The sequence below is a fragment of the Roseibium limicola genome, assembly GCF_017313085.1.
GTDB lineage: Bacteria > Pseudomonadota > Alphaproteobacteria > Rhizobiales > Stappiaceae > Roseibium > Roseibium limicola.
The window spans coordinates 192,431-209,761 of the sequence record NZ_JAFLNF010000005.1 but is presented as its reverse complement, the minus strand read 5'-3'; the positions used below and the strand labels follow the sequence as shown (position 1 = coordinate 209,761).

General features: G+C 57.9%; 16 protein-coding genes. 9 read left to right on the top strand and 7 right to left on the bottom strand.

Annotation, left to right across the window (positions count from 1 at the left end; translation table 11 throughout):
* Positions 1-136 precede the first annotated feature (136 nt).
* From cysN to pcaQ, 7 genes are all read right to left on the bottom strand, one after another.
* Positions 137-2,077 carry a sulfate adenylyltransferase subunit CysN gene (cysN, locus tag J0X15_RS13030; protein WP_206941464.1) on the bottom strand — a complete coding sequence of 647 codons (1,941 nt, stop codon included), beginning with the start codon at positions 2,075-2,077 and terminating at the stop codon, positions 137-139.
* Positions 2,077-3,006 (bottom strand): sulfate adenylyltransferase subunit CysD, encoded by a 930-nt coding sequence (gene cysD / locus J0X15_RS13025; protein WP_206941462.1) that lies wholly within the window; start codon positions 3,004-3,006, stop codon positions 2,077-2,079. The genes cysN and cysD overlap by 1 nt, the downstream gene beginning before the upstream one ends.
* Before the next feature lie 66 nt (positions 3,007-3,072).
* On the bottom strand, positions 3,073-3,936 hold the full coding sequence (cysQ, locus tag J0X15_RS13020; RefSeq protein ID WP_206941453.1) for a 3'(2'),5'-bisphosphate nucleotidase CysQ: 864 nt from the start codon (positions 3,934-3,936) through the stop codon (positions 3,073-3,075).
* Positions 3,937-4,188: 252 nt separating this feature from the next.
* Positions 4,189-5,577 (bottom strand): TRAP transporter large permease, encoded by a 1,389-nt coding sequence (locus J0X15_RS13015; protein WP_206941451.1) that lies wholly within the window; start codon positions 5,575-5,577, stop codon positions 4,189-4,191.
* The gene (locus tag J0X15_RS13010; protein ID WP_206941449.1) at positions 5,570-6,067 is read right to left on the bottom strand and encodes a TRAP transporter small permease; all 498 of its coding nucleotides are present in this window, start codon (positions 6,065-6,067) and stop codon (positions 5,570-5,572) included. Before J0X15_RS13010 ends, J0X15_RS13015 begins: the two co-directional genes overlap by 8 nt.
* A gap of 76 nt (positions 6,068-6,143) precedes the next feature.
* Entirely contained in the window at positions 6,144-7,172 is a 1,029-nt protein-coding gene (locus J0X15_RS13005; protein ID WP_206941447.1) for a TRAP transporter substrate-binding protein, read from the bottom strand.
* A 205-nt stretch (positions 7,173-7,377) separates the two neighbouring features.
* Entirely contained in the window at positions 7,378-8,304 is a 927-nt protein-coding gene (gene pcaQ / locus J0X15_RS13000; RefSeq protein WP_206941445.1) for a pca operon transcription factor PcaQ, read from the bottom strand.
* A gap of 133 nt (positions 8,305-8,437) precedes the next feature.
* On the opposite strand from pcaQ, the gene pcaD reads away from it, so the two are divergent.
* From pcaD to pobA, 9 genes are all read left to right on the top strand, one after another.
* A complete protein-coding gene (pcaD, locus tag J0X15_RS12995; protein ID WP_206941443.1) occupies positions 8,438-9,232 on the top strand; it encodes a 3-oxoadipate enol-lactonase in 795 nt (264 codons plus the stop codon).
* Positions 9,225-9,617, top strand: coding sequence for a 4-carboxymuconolactone decarboxylase (gene pcaC / locus J0X15_RS12990; protein WP_206941441.1), 393 nt, complete (start codon positions 9,225-9,227; stop codon positions 9,615-9,617). The genes pcaD and pcaC overlap by 8 nt, the downstream gene beginning before the upstream one ends.
* A 105-nt stretch (positions 9,618-9,722) precedes the next feature.
* Positions 9,723-10,481: a protocatechuate 3,4-dioxygenase subunit beta gene (gene pcaH / locus J0X15_RS12985; protein WP_231710406.1), complete on the top strand. Its 759-nt coding sequence runs from the start codon at positions 9,723-9,725 to the stop codon at positions 10,479-10,481.
* 3 nt (positions 10,482-10,484) lie between these two features.
* Entirely contained in the window at positions 10,485-11,111 is a 627-nt protein-coding gene (gene pcaG / locus J0X15_RS12980; protein WP_206941439.1) for a protocatechuate 3,4-dioxygenase subunit alpha, read from the top strand.
* 117 nt (positions 11,112-11,228) lie between these two features.
* Positions 11,229-12,086 (top strand): CoA transferase subunit A, encoded by an 858-nt coding sequence (locus J0X15_RS12975; RefSeq protein WP_206941437.1) that lies wholly within the window; start codon positions 11,229-11,231, stop codon positions 12,084-12,086.
* A 10-nt stretch (positions 12,087-12,096) separates the two neighbouring features.
* On the top strand, positions 12,097-12,867 hold the full coding sequence (locus J0X15_RS12970) for a CoA-transferase subunit beta (protein WP_206941435.1): 771 nt from the start codon (positions 12,097-12,099) through the stop codon (positions 12,865-12,867).
* Positions 12,868-12,878: 11 nt separating this feature from the next.
* On the top strand, positions 12,879-14,084 hold the full coding sequence (gene pcaF, locus J0X15_RS12965) for a 3-oxoadipyl-CoA thiolase (protein ID WP_206941822.1): 1,206 nt from the start codon (positions 12,879-12,881) through the stop codon (positions 14,082-14,084).
* A gap of 389 nt (positions 14,085-14,473) precedes the next feature.
* The gene (pcaB, locus tag J0X15_RS12960; RefSeq protein ID WP_206941432.1) at positions 14,474-15,814 is read left to right on the top strand and encodes a 3-carboxy-cis,cis-muconate cycloisomerase; all 1,341 of its coding nucleotides are present in this window, start codon (positions 14,474-14,476) and stop codon (positions 15,812-15,814) included.
* A 201-nt stretch (positions 15,815-16,015) separates the two neighbouring features.
* The gene (gene pobA, locus J0X15_RS12955) at positions 16,016-17,188 is read left to right on the top strand and encodes a 4-hydroxybenzoate 3-monooxygenase (RefSeq protein WP_206941430.1); all 1,173 of its coding nucleotides are present in this window, start codon (positions 16,016-16,018) and stop codon (positions 17,186-17,188) included.
* The last annotated feature ends 143 nt before the right edge of the window (positions 17,189-17,331 follow it).

Here is a 17,331-nt window from a genome sequence, read left to right as displayed (position 1 = left end):
AGCGCTTCGCTGCAAGCAGGCAAGCCCCCACCCCGCGCCTGTAGAGATCAGACGGCCGACTGTGGCACTTAATCAAGAAGAGCCGGACCATACGGCCCGGCTCTTCTTGATTTCAGTTATCATCAGGGGAGCCTGATCAGATGCCAGCGCCATCCGCGATGCTGGCCGGTGGCACCAAATAATTGTTGGCGCGCAGGTATTCGATCACCTCTTCGGCGACCTCTTCAGGATCACGTCCAACATTCGACAATCGAAGTTCCGGATTGACCGGCGCTTCGTACGGGCTGTCGATGCCGGTGAAGTTCTTGATCTCACCCGCCTCAGCCTTGGCGTAGAGGCCCTTCGGATCGCGCTTCTTGCATTCTTCGATCGGCGTATCGACAAAGATCTCGATGAACTCGTCAGACCCGACCATCTCACGTGCCAAGTCGCGCTCGGCGCGGAACGGCGAGATGAAAGACACCAAGGTGATCAGGCCGGCGTCGACAAACAGCTTCGACACTTCGCCAACCCGGCGGATATTCTCCACCCGGTCGACGTCGGCAAAGCCAAGATCGCGGTTCAGTCCGTGACGCACGTTGTCCCCGTCGAGCGTGTAGGTATGGCGCCCTTCAAGGTGCAACTTGCGCTCGACAATCGACGCGATAGTCGACTTGCCCGATCCACTCAATCCGGTGAACCAGAGCACCGCCGGACGCTGGCCGAGGTTGGTCGCACGGGCCTGCTTGTCAACATGCATTGCCTGCCAATGAATGTTGGTGGCGCGACGCAGTGCAAACCACACCATCCCTGCTCCGACAGTCGCATTGGTCAACCGGTCGATCAGGATAAACGACCCAGTTGTGCGGTTGGCCTCATAGGGATCAAAGGCAACCGGCGCACTCAGGGAGAGGTTACAGAAGGCAATCTCATTGAGATCTATCTGCTTGCCTGCCACCTGCTCGAAGGTGTTGACGTTGATCTTGTGCTTAATCTCCGTGACGGTCGCCGTCACGGTCTTCGTCCCGATTTTCATCAGGTAAGATCGGCCCGGAAAGAGCGGCGCGTCATTCATCCAGATTAGATGGGCTGCCATCTGATCTGCGACATCAGGGCGGGACCCTGAGGTTGCCAGCAAATCACCACGGGAAATATCGATCTCGTCTTCCAGTGTGATCGTGACCGCTTCACCAGCCGCCGCTGACGGCTGATTACCAACTGGCGTGACAATTTCCTGCACTTTGGACGTCTTGCCGGAAGCCGCGACCACAAGCTCGTCGCCAATGGAAACTGTACCTGCGGCAATTGTGCCGGAATAGCCCCGGAAATCGAGGTTCGGACGGTTCACCCACTGGACCGGGAAACGGAACGGCTGATTGAGCTCATGAATGCCAATCTGGACAGTTTCCAAATGCTCAAGCAGCGTCGGGCCTTCAAACCAGTCCATTTTCTCGCTACGGATCGTGACGTTATCGCCATATCGCGCAGACATCGGGATTGCTTCGAGGGTTTCAAAATCAAATCCGGTCGCAAAGGCTGCGAATTCCTGGCGGATTTCCTCAAAACGCTCCTGGGAGAAATCAACCAGATCGATCTTGTTGATCGCAAGCACCACATGACGAATGCCCAAAAGCGACGCAATGTACGCATGCCGCCGGGTCTGCACCATCAAACCATGGCGGGCATCGACCAGCAGAACGGCCAGGTCGGCAGTCGACGCACCGGTCGCCATATTGCGGGTGTATTGCTCATGCCCCGGCGTGTCGGCAACGATGAACTTGCGCTTGTCGGTGGCAAAGAAGCGATAGGCAACATCAATGGTGATGCCCTGCTCGCGCTCGGCTTCCAGGCCGTCCACCAGCAGCGCCAGATCCATTTCCTCGCCGACCGTACCGTGGCGCCTGGAATCCTTCTCCAGAGCGGCGAGCTGATCTTCAAAGATCAGCTTGGTATCGAACAGAAGTCGCCCGATGAGGGTAGACTTGCCGTCATCAACGGAGCCACAGGTCAGGAAGCGGAGCTGGTCCTTTTCTTCCTGCGCCAGAATGTAGTCAGTGACGGTTTCCGCCGAAGCGGTGATGGTTTCGGTATCCGACATCAGAAATACCCTTCCCGCTTTTTCTTTTCCATGGAGGCGCTGTCGTCATGATCGATCAGGCGACCTGACCGCTCCGAGGTGCGCGCAATCAGCATTTCGCGTACAATCTTGGGCAGCGTGTCGGCATCGGATTCAATGGCGCCTGTCAGCGGATAGCAGCCAAGGGTCCGGAAGCGAACAAGCTTTTCTTCCACCGTTTCGCCCGGCAGGATGGTCATGCGGTCATCGTCGACCATGATCAACATGCCATCGCGCTCGACCACCGGACGTGGTGCAGCGAAATACAGCGGCACCATCGGGATATTCTCCGTCAGGATGTACTGCCAGATGTCCAACTCGGTCCAATTCGACAGCGGGAAGGCTCGAATGCTTTCGCCTTTGGAGACACGCCCGTTATAGAGGTTCCAGAGTTCCGGCCGTTGGTTCTTGGGATCCCAGCCGTGGTTCGTATTTCTAAACGAAAACACCCGCTCCTTGGCGCGGCTCTTTTCCTCATCACGGCGGGCACCGCCGAAGGCTGCATCAAAGCCGTATTTGGTCAGCGCCTGCTTGAGCGCCTCAGTCTTCATAATGTGCGTGTGGACCGAAGAACCATGGTCGAACGGATTGATGCCCTTCTCCAGACCTTCCGGATTGGAATGGACGATCAGATCCAGACCTAGGCGTTCCACGGTTTCATCGCGGAACTTGATCATGTCGCGGAACTTCCACGTGGTATCCACGTGCATCAGCGGAAATGGCGGCTTGGAAGGATAGAATGCCTTCATCGCAAGATGCAGCATGACGCTGCTGTCCTTGCCGATGGAATAAAGCATCACCGGGTTGCGGAACTCGGCAGCAACCTCGCGGATGATGTGGATGCTTTCTGCCTCAAGACGCCGCAGATTGCTCAGTCGGTCGGAAGAAAGATCCGTATGTGTCGTATCCATATGGACACCCTTTTTGGTTTTCTCGGACCTCGGTCCGGTCTCAGACAACATCAAGCGTTTGGCCGTTCAGCCAGCAACCGGAAATCCGGCAGCGGCCAGAATCTCGACATCGCTAACAGCCACGAAATAGGGATTGAGAAGGTCGGATTTGACTGCGCCCTCCGGCACCGCGTAGCGCCGGAGCGTCCAGGTCTCCGCTTCCAGAACCGTGCCACCGGCTGCGCGCAGAACCGCATCACCTGCAGCAATGTCCCATTGCATCGTCGGGGCCATGCGCGGGTAGAGATCCGCCTTGCCACAAGCAACCCAGCACAGCTTCAGGCTGGACCCGACAGACAGCTTTTCATCCACCTCGAATTTCTCGATGAACTCGGCGGTCTCTGCCGAGAGATGCGAGCGGCTGGCAAGAACCGACAGACCACCGGCGGGGACCGGACGAACGGCAATCTTGCGCACTGCGCCAAGCACACCGTCCAACACATCGGCCTGGTAAGCGCCAGCGTCCTGGCTGTCACTCATCTCGGCCGGGAACGCTCCGCCCCAGTAGATTTCATCAAGTGCCGGGGCATAGACAACGCCAAAAACCGGTAAGCCGTCTTCGATCAGAGCGATATTGACCGTGAACTGACCATTTCGGCTGATGAACTCCTTGGTTCCGTCGAGCGGATCAACGAGAAAATAGCGGTTCTGGACAACCGGCAAGTTACCCGCTTCTACGGCTTCTTCAGCCACAACGGGCACACCGGGGAAAAGCTTGGCCAGACCGGCAAGGATCACCTCTTCGGCTGCTTCGTCCGCAGCTGTCACCGGAGACCCGTCGGCCTTGGAAGCCGCAGTGACCGCTTCTGCTTCATAGATCTCAAGAATTTTTGCACCCGCAGCAATCGCGAGGGTGCACAGGGCCGAAGAAGCCGAGGAGATGGCGGTCATGAAACCCTTTTTCCGGTTCGTCTGATGTTGGGTCTAAAGTAGGTGCGAGACACCGAGGAATAAACGAATGGGATTGCGAACGAAATCCGAGCGCTGGTATTTTCGTCTCAATTTCGATCATCAAACAAAACGGCAACCCAATTCAGGCTCAGCCTGTGGCAATCGCTGTATCAATACGAAAAACCCCGCCGGCATGATAACCGGCGGGGTTTGTAAGTTTTTCAGGCAAAAGCCGAGGCAACGACAGCATCGCTATCCAAGTGCACTGGGCATGAACAGCACTAGGACAGGGAAGAAAATCAGCAGCGCCACCCGGATCAATTCCACTCCGAAGAAGGGAATGACGCCCTTGAACGTCTCTGACATCGGAACGTCCTTGGCGAGCGCATTGATGATGAAGACGTTCAGACCGACAGGCGGTGTGATCAGCCCCAACTCCACGACTATAAGCGACAGGATACCGAACCAGATCTTGAGCTCATCCACGCTCATTCCGAAGGTTGATGAAGCAGCCGTCGCATAATCCCCGCCATTCAGGTCGATCAAAACCGGCCAGAAGAAAGGAACGACAACAAGGATCATCGCCAGGCTGTCCATGAAACAGCCAAGCAGGATGAAGATCAGCAGCATGATGATCAGCACCAGCCACGGGTCGAGCCCGCTGGATCCGGCCCAGGTTGCCATTGCCGAAGGCAAGCCTGCCCGGGTGAAGAAGCCCTTGAGAACCTCCGCGCCGAACAGGATGTAATAGATCATGCCGGAGGTGATGGCCGTTTCAAGCAGTGCCGTGGAGACGCCCTTGATATTCAGCCCCTTCTCGCCCCAGAACCGCTGGGCGAATCCATAGACCAGAATGGCGAACACCCCGACCCCGGCAGCCGGAGTAGGTGTAAACAGACCAACGCCCAGACCCAGGATAATCGACCCGAAGATCAACAATACGGGAATCAACCTCAGCAGTGCTGTCTTGCGTTCTGCCGGATCCATGTCGGAAGTCTTGGGAGCAAGTTTCGGGTTGATCCGCACCATGATGGCAATCACGGAGATGAAGAACAGCACGGCAATCAGGCCGGGGATGATCGCAGCCCGGAACATATCGATGATCGAAGCTTCGACGATGACCGCATAGATCACCAAGGCGACAGATGGCGGGATCAGGATACCGAGCGTTCCACCGGCTGCAAGGGCACCAGTTGCCAGACGTGGCGAATAATTCATCCGACGAAGCTCAGGCAGAGCAACGCGGCCCATGGTGGAAGCCGTTGCCAGGGAAGATCCGCAGACTGCGCCGAAACCAGCGCAGGCGCCAATCGCTGACATGGCAACACCGCCCCGGAAGCGCGACATCAGCGCACTCATTCCACGGAACAGATCCTGGCTCAATCCCGCCTGACTGGCGAGATACCCCATGAAGACGAACAGCGGGATGACCGACAGGTCGTAGTTCGCCATGTTCGACCACAGAAGCGTCTTGAACTGCTTGATGTAAGGCAGAAAGCGAACGTACGGCGCGGCCAGCGACAGGCAATAGTAGCCACCGATGCCGACCAGCAGCATCGACAGACCAACAGGCGCGCGCAGGGACAGCAGGATGAACAGGACAACGAGCCCGCCAATCCCGATAAACTCCATCTCACCCATGGGTTTTCCTTTCAAACGTCTGGATGAGGCAAACCAGCGCCCACAGTGCCATGGAAATAATGCCTGGTATGTACCAGGGCCACTCGTCCCAACCGAGAATAGAGGTCATGGCGTGGTCGGCGCGTGTTTCCAGCATGCCCTGGATCATCCAATAACCAAGGAAAAGCGCGACAAAGACCGTGCAGAGGAGCCACATGCGATCCAGAATATTCTGAAGCGTCGGCGGAAAATGCTGCACGAACAGCTCGACCGAGACATGGCCTCGACGTACCTGGCAGTAAGGAAAGAAGCTCAGTGCGGCTACGCTGATAGCAAGTCGAACAAAGTCCTCATAACCGGGAAGCCCTGGCACGAATATGCCCATCGGCTTGAGGAGACTGTCGAGAAGAAAAGCGCCAACATTGACTGCGGTGACGAGCACGATCGCGATCACGAGGACCCCGCCGAGGAACGCCCAACCACCGGCGATACGTTGCAGAAACGCGTGCATATTTCAGCCTTTTGGAAGAAAGGCGAACGGCACTTCTATGCCGTTCGCCCTGTTGTTATTGCCTTGTCAGACAGGCTTATTTGTTATGCTCAGCCATCACAGCCGCACGCGCCTTCTCAACCAGGCCGGCACCGTCGAGACCATTGCCGTTTGCTTCTTCGACCCAACGGTCGACAACCAGCTGCATCTTGTCGTTAAACGCAGCAGTCTGCTCTTCGGACAACTCGATCAGTTCACCGGATTCGCGACGCAGCCCCTTGCCGTCTTCTTCGATGGCATCCCAAAGAGCACCATATTCCTGAGCAATCGCGCCCATGGAGTTGTCGTCGATGACCTTTTTCAGATCGTCCGGAAGATCGTTATAGCGATCTTCGTTCATGGCAATCATGAAGATGGACGTGCCGAAACGCAGGTCGTTTGCTCCAACGGTGGTGTATTTGGTCAGCTCTTGAAGCTTGAGCGGACGCACGATTTCGAACGGCACCATGGCACCGGCAACGACGCCCTTGGACAGCGCCTGCGGCAGATCCGGAACCGGCATGCCAACCGGCTCGGCACCGAGAGCTTCCAGACTCCAACCACCAACGCGTGACGGGGTCCGGATCTTCAGACCTTCGAGGTCGCCCGGAGACGTGACCTTCTTGTCGACCATGTGGAATGCCTGACCACCATGGGTGTGAAGCAGGATGATCTTCAAACCCTCGAAGTCTTCTGCGATCAGGTCAAAATTGTTGACCAGCGCCATCGTGCTTTCCTCGGCAGAGCCAAGGTGAACCGTCGGCAGCTCGAAAACTTCGGCATGCGGGAAAACGCCCGGAGTGTAGCCAAGCAGGCTCCAGACAATATCCACAACGCCGTCACGCACCTGACGGTACAGCTCAGGCGGCTTGCCGCCGAGGGACATGGACGGGAAAATCTCGACCTTGATGCGACCGTCGGAATCAGCTTCGACCTTCTGTGCCCAAGGCTCCATCATCTTCGTCTGGGCCGGGCTTTTCGGGCCGAGGAAGTGATGCATGGTGAGAGTCACGTCCTGCGCACTGGCAGACACTGTCATCATGGTTGCGGTCAACAGACCTGCAGCCACGGAAAGCAAATGTTTCATAAGAACCTCCCTTAAGGTTGTGGCATTTCGACCGAACGAGTTTCTACAGGTCCCTCCAACCCGGTCAAACTGCATCAAAAAACTACGTCATTCTTGCAGAGAGGTAAAATAATGATTCCTCAATCAAGAATAAGTATTGCTTATACAAGTGATCCTTCAAATTCCTAAGACGTCGGAAAATTCGATCTTTTTCCATAAGCAATCATTACTTTTTGACCGGCACTGATTTGGCCGCTTGCCGCAACGCGTTCTGGAAAACGAGCAAAGCTGGGGTCGGCGCTGCGTCAGCCCGTGTGGTCAGGCCCACCGGCCCGGTTGTTTCGGCTGTTTCCAACGGCAGTTCCACCAATTCCCCATTGGCGACATCGCGGGAAACCACACCACTGGAGATGATCCAGACCGCATCCGTCCCCAAAGTATAAGTTCGACCAAAACTGTTGGAAATCGTCTCGATCCGTTTCGGCAAACGGGTGATGCCCTGAGCAATCAAAAGCCGCTCCACATAGGACCGGATGATTGCCTCCTTGGTCGGATAAAGCACGGGATAATCGACGATGCGGGACAGATCATCCGCCCCATTATCAAGCATCGGGTGCCCCTTGCGAACGACGAAGGAGACACTTTCCGAATAAAGATGCGTAAAAGAGAGCCCGGCCATCTGCTCGGGATCGGACAATCGCCCCACCACCAGATCCAATTCTCCGCCGCGCAACCTGCTGAGCAACAGGGTGTTCGGGCCGGTGATCAACGTCAGCGTTGTCTCCAGCCCTTCGCTTTGAAATGCTTCCACCGCTTGCGGCACGATCCGGGCAGCCACACTGGGCAGCACACCGACGTTGAGATAGGATTCCCCCGACATGCGAGCTTGCGCAACACTGTCGAGACCCTGCTTCAGCGCCGCCAGGCTGGCGCCAGCGTAATGCAGAAACACTTCGCCGAACTGGGTCGGGACGACACCCTTGCGACTGCGCTCGAACAAGCGCACCTGGAGGATTTCCTCCAGCTCCTTAAGTGTTTTGGAAACCGCAGGCTGGGTAATGGTCAACGCGTCAGCCGCTTTGACAAGGCTGCGTCGGCGCGCCACTTCCAAAAAACACTGCACATGCCGATACTTCACGCGCGGATCGATCATACGCCATTCCGTTTGGTTATTGTTCTCTATCAATTTCTCATTTTACATAACTAACGTGAGAGTCAAATATTAAATACAATAGAACCGGTGAGCGGCCCGCGGCACAGCTCCCGGACAAGTGGAGGGAACAACGATGAAGATGGTCAAGGCCAACGGCCTATATCTCCATTATACGGATACCGGTGAAGCAGACCTGCCGACAATGGTGTTCTCCAATTCGCTGGGCACCGATCTGCGTGTATGGGACGGGATCGAGAAGCACTTTTCCGGTCGCTTCCGGATGGTATGTTATGACAAGCGCGGCCATGGGCTGAGCGAGGCTACCCCCGCCCCTTACAAGATGTCGACCCTCGTGGACGATGTGGCCGGCCTACTGGATGAACTCGGTCTTTCACAGACGATCTTCATCGGCTTGTCGGTCGGTGGCCAGATCGCCCAGGGGCTGGCGCACAAGCGTCCAGACCTTGTGCACGCGCTGGTGCTGATGGACACTGCCGCCAAGATCGGCACCCCCGAGATGTGGGGCTCTCGCATGGCCGCCATTGAAGACGGTGGGATTGCCGCCTTGAGCGAGCCCATTCTGGAGCGATGGTTCTCAGCAGATTTCCGCGCCAACCGGCCGCAGGACCTTGCCGGATGGCGAGCAATGCTGACACGGACCACCAAGGACGGATATCTTGGCACCTGCGCTGCAATCCGCGACACGGACTTCACGCAGGCCACCAGCGCTCTAACGCTGCCGGTTCTCTGCATGTGCGGCTCCGAGGATGGCTCGACACCGACCGACCTGGTCAAGGCGACAGCAGCGCTGATCAAGAACGCGACATACGCCGAGATTGCTGGCGCCGGACATCTTCCCTGTGTCGAGTTTCCCGATCAGGTCGCAACCAAAATAACAAAATTCCTTCAGGAGAAAACCATTGTCTGAACGTGCCCCCGGCTCCCGCTATGATACCGGCCTGGCGACCCGACGCAGCGTCCTGGGCGATGCCCATGTTGACCGCGCCGGCGCTAACATGACCGACTTTGACACCGACTTTCAGACGCTGATCACTGAAAGTGCCTGGGGCACGGTCTGGTCGGACGACACATTTTCCAAGCGCGAGCGTTCTATCGTGACGCTCGCTCTGCTGGCCGGTCTCGGCCACCACGAGGAATTCGCCATGCATGTGCGCGCCACGGCCCAGACTGGCGCGACGGCAGAGGACATCCGTGAATTGCTGATGCATGTGGCAATCTACGCCGGTGTCCCGGCAGCCAACACGGCGATCAAGATCGCCAAGGAAACCCTGGCCGGCATGCAAGCCGACTGATTTTACGGCAGGCTTCGACAAGCCGGCCAGCCTGTTTTCGGAGGGGCAGCCAAGGGTCAGCGTTCAGGACGGGAACGCGACCGCAAAGCCTTTTGGGAGAAAAGAATGCCTATTGAAAGACCTAACATGTTGCCGACCGGGCCCAAACCCGGAGAGTATTATCAGCGTGATCGGGACATGCAGCCTCCGGCCTATACACCGATCTACAAGACATCCGTCTTGCGCTCGCCGAAGAACGCCCTGCTGTCCATTGACCAGTCCCTGTCGGAATTGACCGGCCCGATGTTCAACCACAACGAACTCGGCCCGCTCGACAACGACATGATCTCGAACTACGCACAGGATGGAGAGCCTATCGGCCAGCGCATCATCGTGCATGGTCGGGTACTAGACGAAAACGGCAATGGCGTGCCGAACACGCTGGTGGAAGCCTGGCAGGCAAACGCCGGTGGTCGCTATCGCCACAAGAAAGACGTTTACCTAGCGCCAATCGACCCGAACTTCGGTGGCTGTGGCCGCTGCCTTTCGGATGACAACGGCTACTATTTCTTCCGCACCATCAAGCCAGGCCCCTATCCCTGGCGCAATTACGTCAACTCCTGGCGTCCGGCCCATATCCACCTGTCGGTCTTCGGTCCTTCTTTCTCCCAACGTCTGATCACTCAGATGTATTTCGAGGGTGATCCGCTGATCGACATCTGCCCGATCGTCAAGACGATCCCGGATGCAGAGGCGATCAAGCGCCTGATCGCGCCGCTCGATATGAACAATTCGATCCCGATGGACACCCGAGCCTACAAGTTCGACATCGTGCTTCGCGGTCGCCGGTCCACGCTGTTTGAAAACCGTCTGGAAGGAAACTGAGCCATGGTACAGCCACTTCACATGTTGAAGGAAACGCCAAGCCAGACGGCCGGGCCTTACGTCCACATCGGCCTTGCGCCGTCCTATGCGGGCTTCGACATCTTCGAGAACAACTTCTCCAACGAGATCGTCGGCCCGGACACCAAGGGCGAGCGGATCACCTTGCAGGGTCGTGTGTTTGACGGATCAGGCACGCCGATTCGCGATGTGTTGCTGGAGAGCTGGCAGGCCAATTCCGAGGGCAAATACAACCATCCGGAAGATTTCCAAGCCAAGGAGATTGAAGACAATTTTCGTGGCTGGGGCCGGATCTGCTCCGACTTCGACACCGGCGTCTACCAGCTGAAAACAATCAAGCCCGGCAAGGTTCCCGGGCGCAACGGCGCTGTCCAAGCACCACACATAAGTCTCTGGATCGTGTCCCGCGGCATCAATATCGGCCTCAGTACACGCGTTTATTTCAGCGATGAAACAACGGCCAATGCGACAGACCCCGTTCTTAACGGCATCGAGCTTGTGGAGCGACGTCAGACCCTGATTGCCAAGCGCAACGAGGCGGACGGCGAAGTGGTCTACACATTCGACATCTATTTGCAGGGCGACAACGAAACGGTGTTTTTCGACATATGAAAAGCACCGCGAGCCAAGAGCCGGTATACCTGCCGACAGCTTCTCGTGATCCCCTTCCTGCCCAATGGCCCGTGCGATCTGCACGGGCCACATTCGTGAAACAGACGAGTAGAAAACATGGCGAAAATTCAGTCTCTCTCCGAGGCGGTCGCTGAAAACATCAAGGACGGCGATACCGTCGCCTTTGAAGGTTTCACCCACCTCATTCCGCACGCCGCCGCGCATGAAACGTTGCGCCAGGGCCGCAAGGACCTGACCGTGATCCGCATGACCCCGGACATCATCTACGACCAGATGATCGGGATGGGTGCCGTCAAGAAACTTGTTTTCTCGTTCGCCGGAAATCCGGGCGTCGGCCTTTTGCGCCGGATGCGCGATGCTGTCGAAAACCAGTGGCCCCGCGCGTTGGAGATCGAGGAGCACAGCCACGCAGCGATGGCCAATGCATATGAGGCTGGGGCTGCCGGCCTGCCTTGCGCGATTTTCCGCGGCTACCGTGGCGCCGAGCTGGTCCGCGTCAATCCGAACATCAAGTTCGTTAACTGCCCCTTCACTGGCGAAGAACTGGCTGCCGTTCCGGCACACCGTCCCGATGTCGCTGTGATCCATGCGCAGAAGGCGACGAAAAAGGGTGATGTGCTGATCGAGGGCATCACGGGCGTCCAGAAGGAAGCCGTACTGTCCGCCAAGCGCTCCATCGTGACTGTTGAAGAAATCGTCGACGATTTCGACGATGTGCATCCCAATGCGACCGTTCTGCCGTGCTGGACCGTGACATCCGTCGCCAAGGTGCCAGGTGGGTCGCATCCCTCCTACACCCAGGGCTACTATGCCCGCGACAATGCTTCCTATCTGGAATGGGACAAGATTTCCGCTGATCGCGAAGTTTTCATGGAGTGGATGCGCGAGCACGTCATGAACGAAACGCCGGAGATCTTCGCCAAGCGCGTTGCCCATCTGAAAGTCCAAGGTTGAGGAGAGAGCCATGACCAATTTCACCTCTACCGAGATGATGACCGTAGCAGCTGCCCGGGCCCTGAAGAACTCCGACGTCTGTTTCGTCGGCATCGGCGCGCCTTCGGCCGCCTGCAACCTCGCACGACTGACCCATGCGCCAGACATCACACTGATCTACGAGAGCGGCACCATCGGCACAGCTCCAGACGTTCTGCCTCTGTCGATTGGTGACGGCGAGCTTTGCGACACCGCAGTGACCACTGTGTCCGTGCCGGAGATGTTCCGCTACTGGCTGCAAGGTGGACGCATAACCGTTGGCTTCCTTGGGGGCGCTCAGCTCGACAAGTTCGGCAACATCAACACGACCGTCGTTGGAGACTACGACAATCCGAAGGTCCGCCTGCCAGGTGGCGGCGGTGCACCTGAAATTGCCGTCTCATGTGGCGAGATCTTCATCACCATGAAGCAGTCATTGCGCGGCTTCGTCGACAAACTCGACTTTATTACTTCGCTGGGCCATGGCACGGGCGGAACGGACCGTGCCGACAAGGGCGTCACAACGAAGGGCCCGAGCCGTCTGATCACCGATCTGGCGATCTGGGAACCGGATCCGGAGACCAAGGAATTCACTGTTACCTCCCTACATCAGGGCGCGACACGGGAACAGGTCGCCGAGACCGTCGGCTGGAAGGCCAAGTTCGCCGCCGAGCTATCAGAAACACCCCTGCCGACTGCCGAAGAGCTGGAAGTGCTGCGTGATCTGCATGCCCGGACCAAAGCCGCGCATTCGGGAAACTAAGGAAACAGATGATGAAGCACGCTTATATCTGCGACTACATCCGCACTCCGATCGGCCGTTTCGGCGGGTCGCTGTCCTCCGTGCGTGCCGACGATCTCGGCGCGATCCCTCTGAGCGCCTTGATGGAACGCAACGCGGGCGTGGACTGGACCGCTGTGGATGAAGTCATCTACGGCTGTGCCAACCAGGCCGGCGAAGACAACCGCAACGTCGCCCGTATGTCGGCGCTTCTGGCCGGTCTGCCGGACGTCGTTCCCGGCACGACGATGAACCGCCTGTGCGGATCTGGGATGGATGCCATCATCACTGCGTCGCGGGCAATCATTGCTGGTCAGGCCGATCTGATCGTGGCGGGTGGCGTGGAAAACATGTCACGCGCACCGTTTGTCATGCCAAAGGCTGAAACTGCCTTCTCTCGCGCCAACTCCATTGAAGACACCACCATTGGCTGGCGCTTCATCAATCCCCTGATGAAGAAGCAGTATGGTGTCGACAGCATGCCGGAGACCGGTGAGAACGTCGCCGAGGATTTCAACATCTCGCGCGAAGATCAGGATGCCTTCGCTTTCCGCTCCCAGCAAAAGGCTGGCAAAGCATTGGCAAATGGTCGCCTGGCGGAAGAAATCGTGCCGGTTACCATTCCGCAGCGCAAGGGCGATCCGATCATCTTCGACACGGATGAACATCCCCGCCCGAGCACAACACTGGAAGCGCTCGCCAAGCTGCGGGCACCTTTCCGTGATGGCGGCTCGGTGACGGCCGGCAACGCTTCCGGCGTCAACGACGGAGCGGCAGCGCTGATCATTGCCTCTGAAGAGGCCGTCAAGAAATACGGCTTGACGCCGATTGCCCGGATCGTTGCAGGAGCTTCAGCCGGTGTTCCACCACGCATCATGGGCATCGGTCCGGCTCCGGCAACCCGCAAGCTGTGCCAGCGCATCGGCATTGCCCCGAAAGACTTCGACCTGATCGAACTGAACGAGGCCTTTGCCTCGCAGGGCATCGCGGTGCTGCGTGATCTGGGTCTTGACGAGTCTGCGGACTATATCAACCCGAATGGCGGCGCCATTGCGCTTGGCCATCCGCTCGGCGCATCAGGTGCGCGCATCACCGGCACGGCAGCACTGGAATTGAAAAAGCGCGGTGGCAAACTCGCCCTTGCGACCATGTGCATCGGTGTCGGCCAAGGCATTTCCATCGCTCTGGAAGGCGTCTGATCTTCAGGCAATCGGCAAGGCGAAGACGTTTCGCTCTGCCGATTGCCTGCTCACTCTCCTGCGCAATCTTCGGGCTTGTCCGAGCATGACACGCCATCGAGGGAGCCATGCTCCACAACGCACTCCTCCTTCGTCATCCCGGACAAGTGAAGCGCCGAGACGCGACCGGCGAGCCTCCGTGACCAACGATCTGAATCCCAGAAAACCGCAAGGTCCCGGCTCACCGACCCCGGATCTCCGGCTTTGCCGGCGTCCGGGATGACGACGATAGCCCGACTTTTCCCCGCTCCTTCGTCATTCCCGCTCGGCTCAGAATCCATTACAAACAATCACGCACTTTTAAGCTGGCCCGTTGTCACCAACAGCGTGTTCAAACCACAGGACGCCTCATGAGCCTCACCGCATTCGACAGCCAGATCACTGGTCTTATGTTCACGGATTCGAAAACTTCCGAGCTGTTTTCAGACGACGCGGTGATCAAGGCGATGGTGCAGGTGGAGAGTGCGCTCGCCGCCGCTGAAGGTGCCTGCGGTGTCATTCCGAAAGAAGCAGCTGCTGCCATCGAGAAGACCTGCGCCCGGGCGCGGATCGCTCCCTACCGGTTGGCAGAAGGCACTGCGAAAGACGGCGTGCCGGTTCCTGCATTGGTCAAGGAATTGCGCAGCCAGGTTGACAAGGACCACGCCCGCTTCGTCCACTGGGGTGCAACAAGCCAGGACATCGCCGACACCGGGTTGGTTCTGCGGCTGAAGGCTGTCCTAGACCTGCATGAAAGCGCCCTGACGCGCCTTGCCAGAACGCTGGGCGATCTCGCGCAGGCGCACCGTAACACCCCTGTAGCCGCCAGAACGCGGACGCAGCAGGCAACACCGACGAGCTTTGGCCTGAAATGCGCTGTCTGGCTGTCGGCGATCCTGCGGCATCTCGACAGGTTGCCGGGTTTGCGCGAGCGATTGTTGACCCTCTCCTTCGGCGGTGCTGCCGGTAATCTGGCAGCACTTGGTGACAAGGCGACGGATGTGGAGGCCGAACTCGCTGCAAGGTTGGGTCTGAGCATCTCACCTGCCCCTTGGCATGTCATGCGCGACAGTCTGGACGATTATGCAAACTGGCTGACGCTGGTGACTGGCACGCTCGGCAAGATGGCGCAAGACGTCATGCTGATGGCACAGAACGAAGTTGCAGAACTGAAGCCCGGATCCGGAGGCGGCTCTTCCACCATGCCGAACAAGGTCAATCCGGTGGGGGCTGAAGTGCTTGTGGCACTGGCCCGTCAGAATGCCGGCCTGATCGCCACGATGCACCAGGCTGCGCTGCATGAGCACGAACGCTCCGGATCCAATTGGGCCATTGAGTGGCTGACCCTGCCGCAGATGGTTCTGGCCACTGGAGCTGCGCTGAAAGAGGCCAACACGCTGGCCTCCGAACTGGTGGTGCGAACTGAGAACATGCGCGCCAACATCGAAGCTTCCAACGGCCTGCTTTTGGCGGAAGCCGCCATGTTCGCGCTTGCCGACCACATGCCCCGTCCAGAAGCGCAGGAAAAAGTCACCAAGGCCTGTAGGGTCGTCAACGAAACTGGACAGCATCTGTTCGATGTTCTCAAGGACAGCTACGACCTGCCAATCGACTGGAACGGATTGAAAGATCCGGCCTGCCATATGGGAGCCAGTGACCAGATGATTGACCGGGTTTTGGAATCATTTCAGAAGCTTGCTGAAAAGGCTTGAGAAACCGATTCGACTGCTTCGCGTGATGAATCAATCCGGCCTCGCACATCTGATCAGCTATCTGACGCCACTGGCTGTCGTCCCAGCCGTAAGCTCGGGATCTGCGCGGTCGAAAAGTCCAAGTGATTTGAAAAACCGTCCATTCTCCTTTGCCGTGGCCTCCCTAGAATGCCGACTAACGAAATCCGGGGAGGATGACCCATGCGTACCCAGGTTGCCATCATTGGTGCCGGACCTTCTGGCCTGCTTCTGTCCCAACTGCTCCACAAGGCCGGGGTTGACTGTGTCGTCTTCGAACGTCGCTCACCAGAATATGTCCTGTCGCGCATTCGGGCCGGTGTTCTGGAACAGGGCACGGTCGACATGCTGGAACAGGCAGGCGTCTCCGAGCGCATGCGCAAGGAAGGCCTGCCACACGACGGCTTCACCATGGCCGTCGGCGACACCCGGCTGCGGATTGACCTGAACGGCCTGACCAGCGGCAAGAACGTCATGGTCTATGGACAAACGGAAGTCACAAAGGACCTGATGGATGCACATGAGGCGCGAAGCGCCCAGGTCATCTATGAGGCGGAAAACGTCACACCGCATGACTTCGAAACCGACCATCCACGCGTCACCTATGAAAAGGACGGTGTGTCCCATGAGATCACCTGCGACTTTATCTGTGGCTGCGACGGCTATCATGGGGTGTCGCGTACCAGTGTGCCGAAAGCCGCCATCACCGAGTTCGAAAAAGTCTATCCCTTCGGATGGCTCGGCATTCTCTCCTACGTAAAGCCGGTCGATCACGAGCTGATCTACGCCAACCATCCGAATGGCTTCGCGCTGGCTTCGATGCGCTCCGAAACACTCAGCCGCTATTACATCCAGGTTCCGGCGGGAACGGACGTCAACAAATGGTCCGACGACGCACTCTGGGACGAGCTGAAGATACGTCTCGGCGCGCAAGCCGCCGCCAACATGGAAACCGGCCCGACGATCGAAAAAAGCATCGCGCCGTTGCGCAGCTTCGTCTCAGAGCCACTGCGCTTTGGACGGATGTTCCTGGCAGGTGACGCGGCGCATATCGTACCGCCAACGGGCGCCAAAGGTTTGAACCTTGCGGCTTCCGACATTCATTACCTGTCAAACGGGCTGATTGAGTTCTACGGCGAAAAATCATCTGCCGGCGTCGACCACTACTCCCAGAAGGCCTTGTCGCGGATCTGGAAGGCTGAACGCTTCTCATGGTGGATGACGTCGATTTTGCATCAATTCCCGGATCTGGGTGCGTTCAACGCCCGAATCCAGCAATCCGAAATGGATTATCTGGCGAGCTCGCACGCCGCGCAGGTGTCACTCGCAGAAAACTATGTAGGGCTTCCGTTCTAACGGAAGCGCCCGGAAGTTCAGATTCGATGACCTGACGTTTCAAGAGCAGGTCATGACCGGGTTTCGGTCTAACTCAGCCTCGCCTGTCGGCGGGGCTTTTTCTTTGCCTCCTGCAGTTAGCCAAGGTGGCCCCCTTGCAGGTT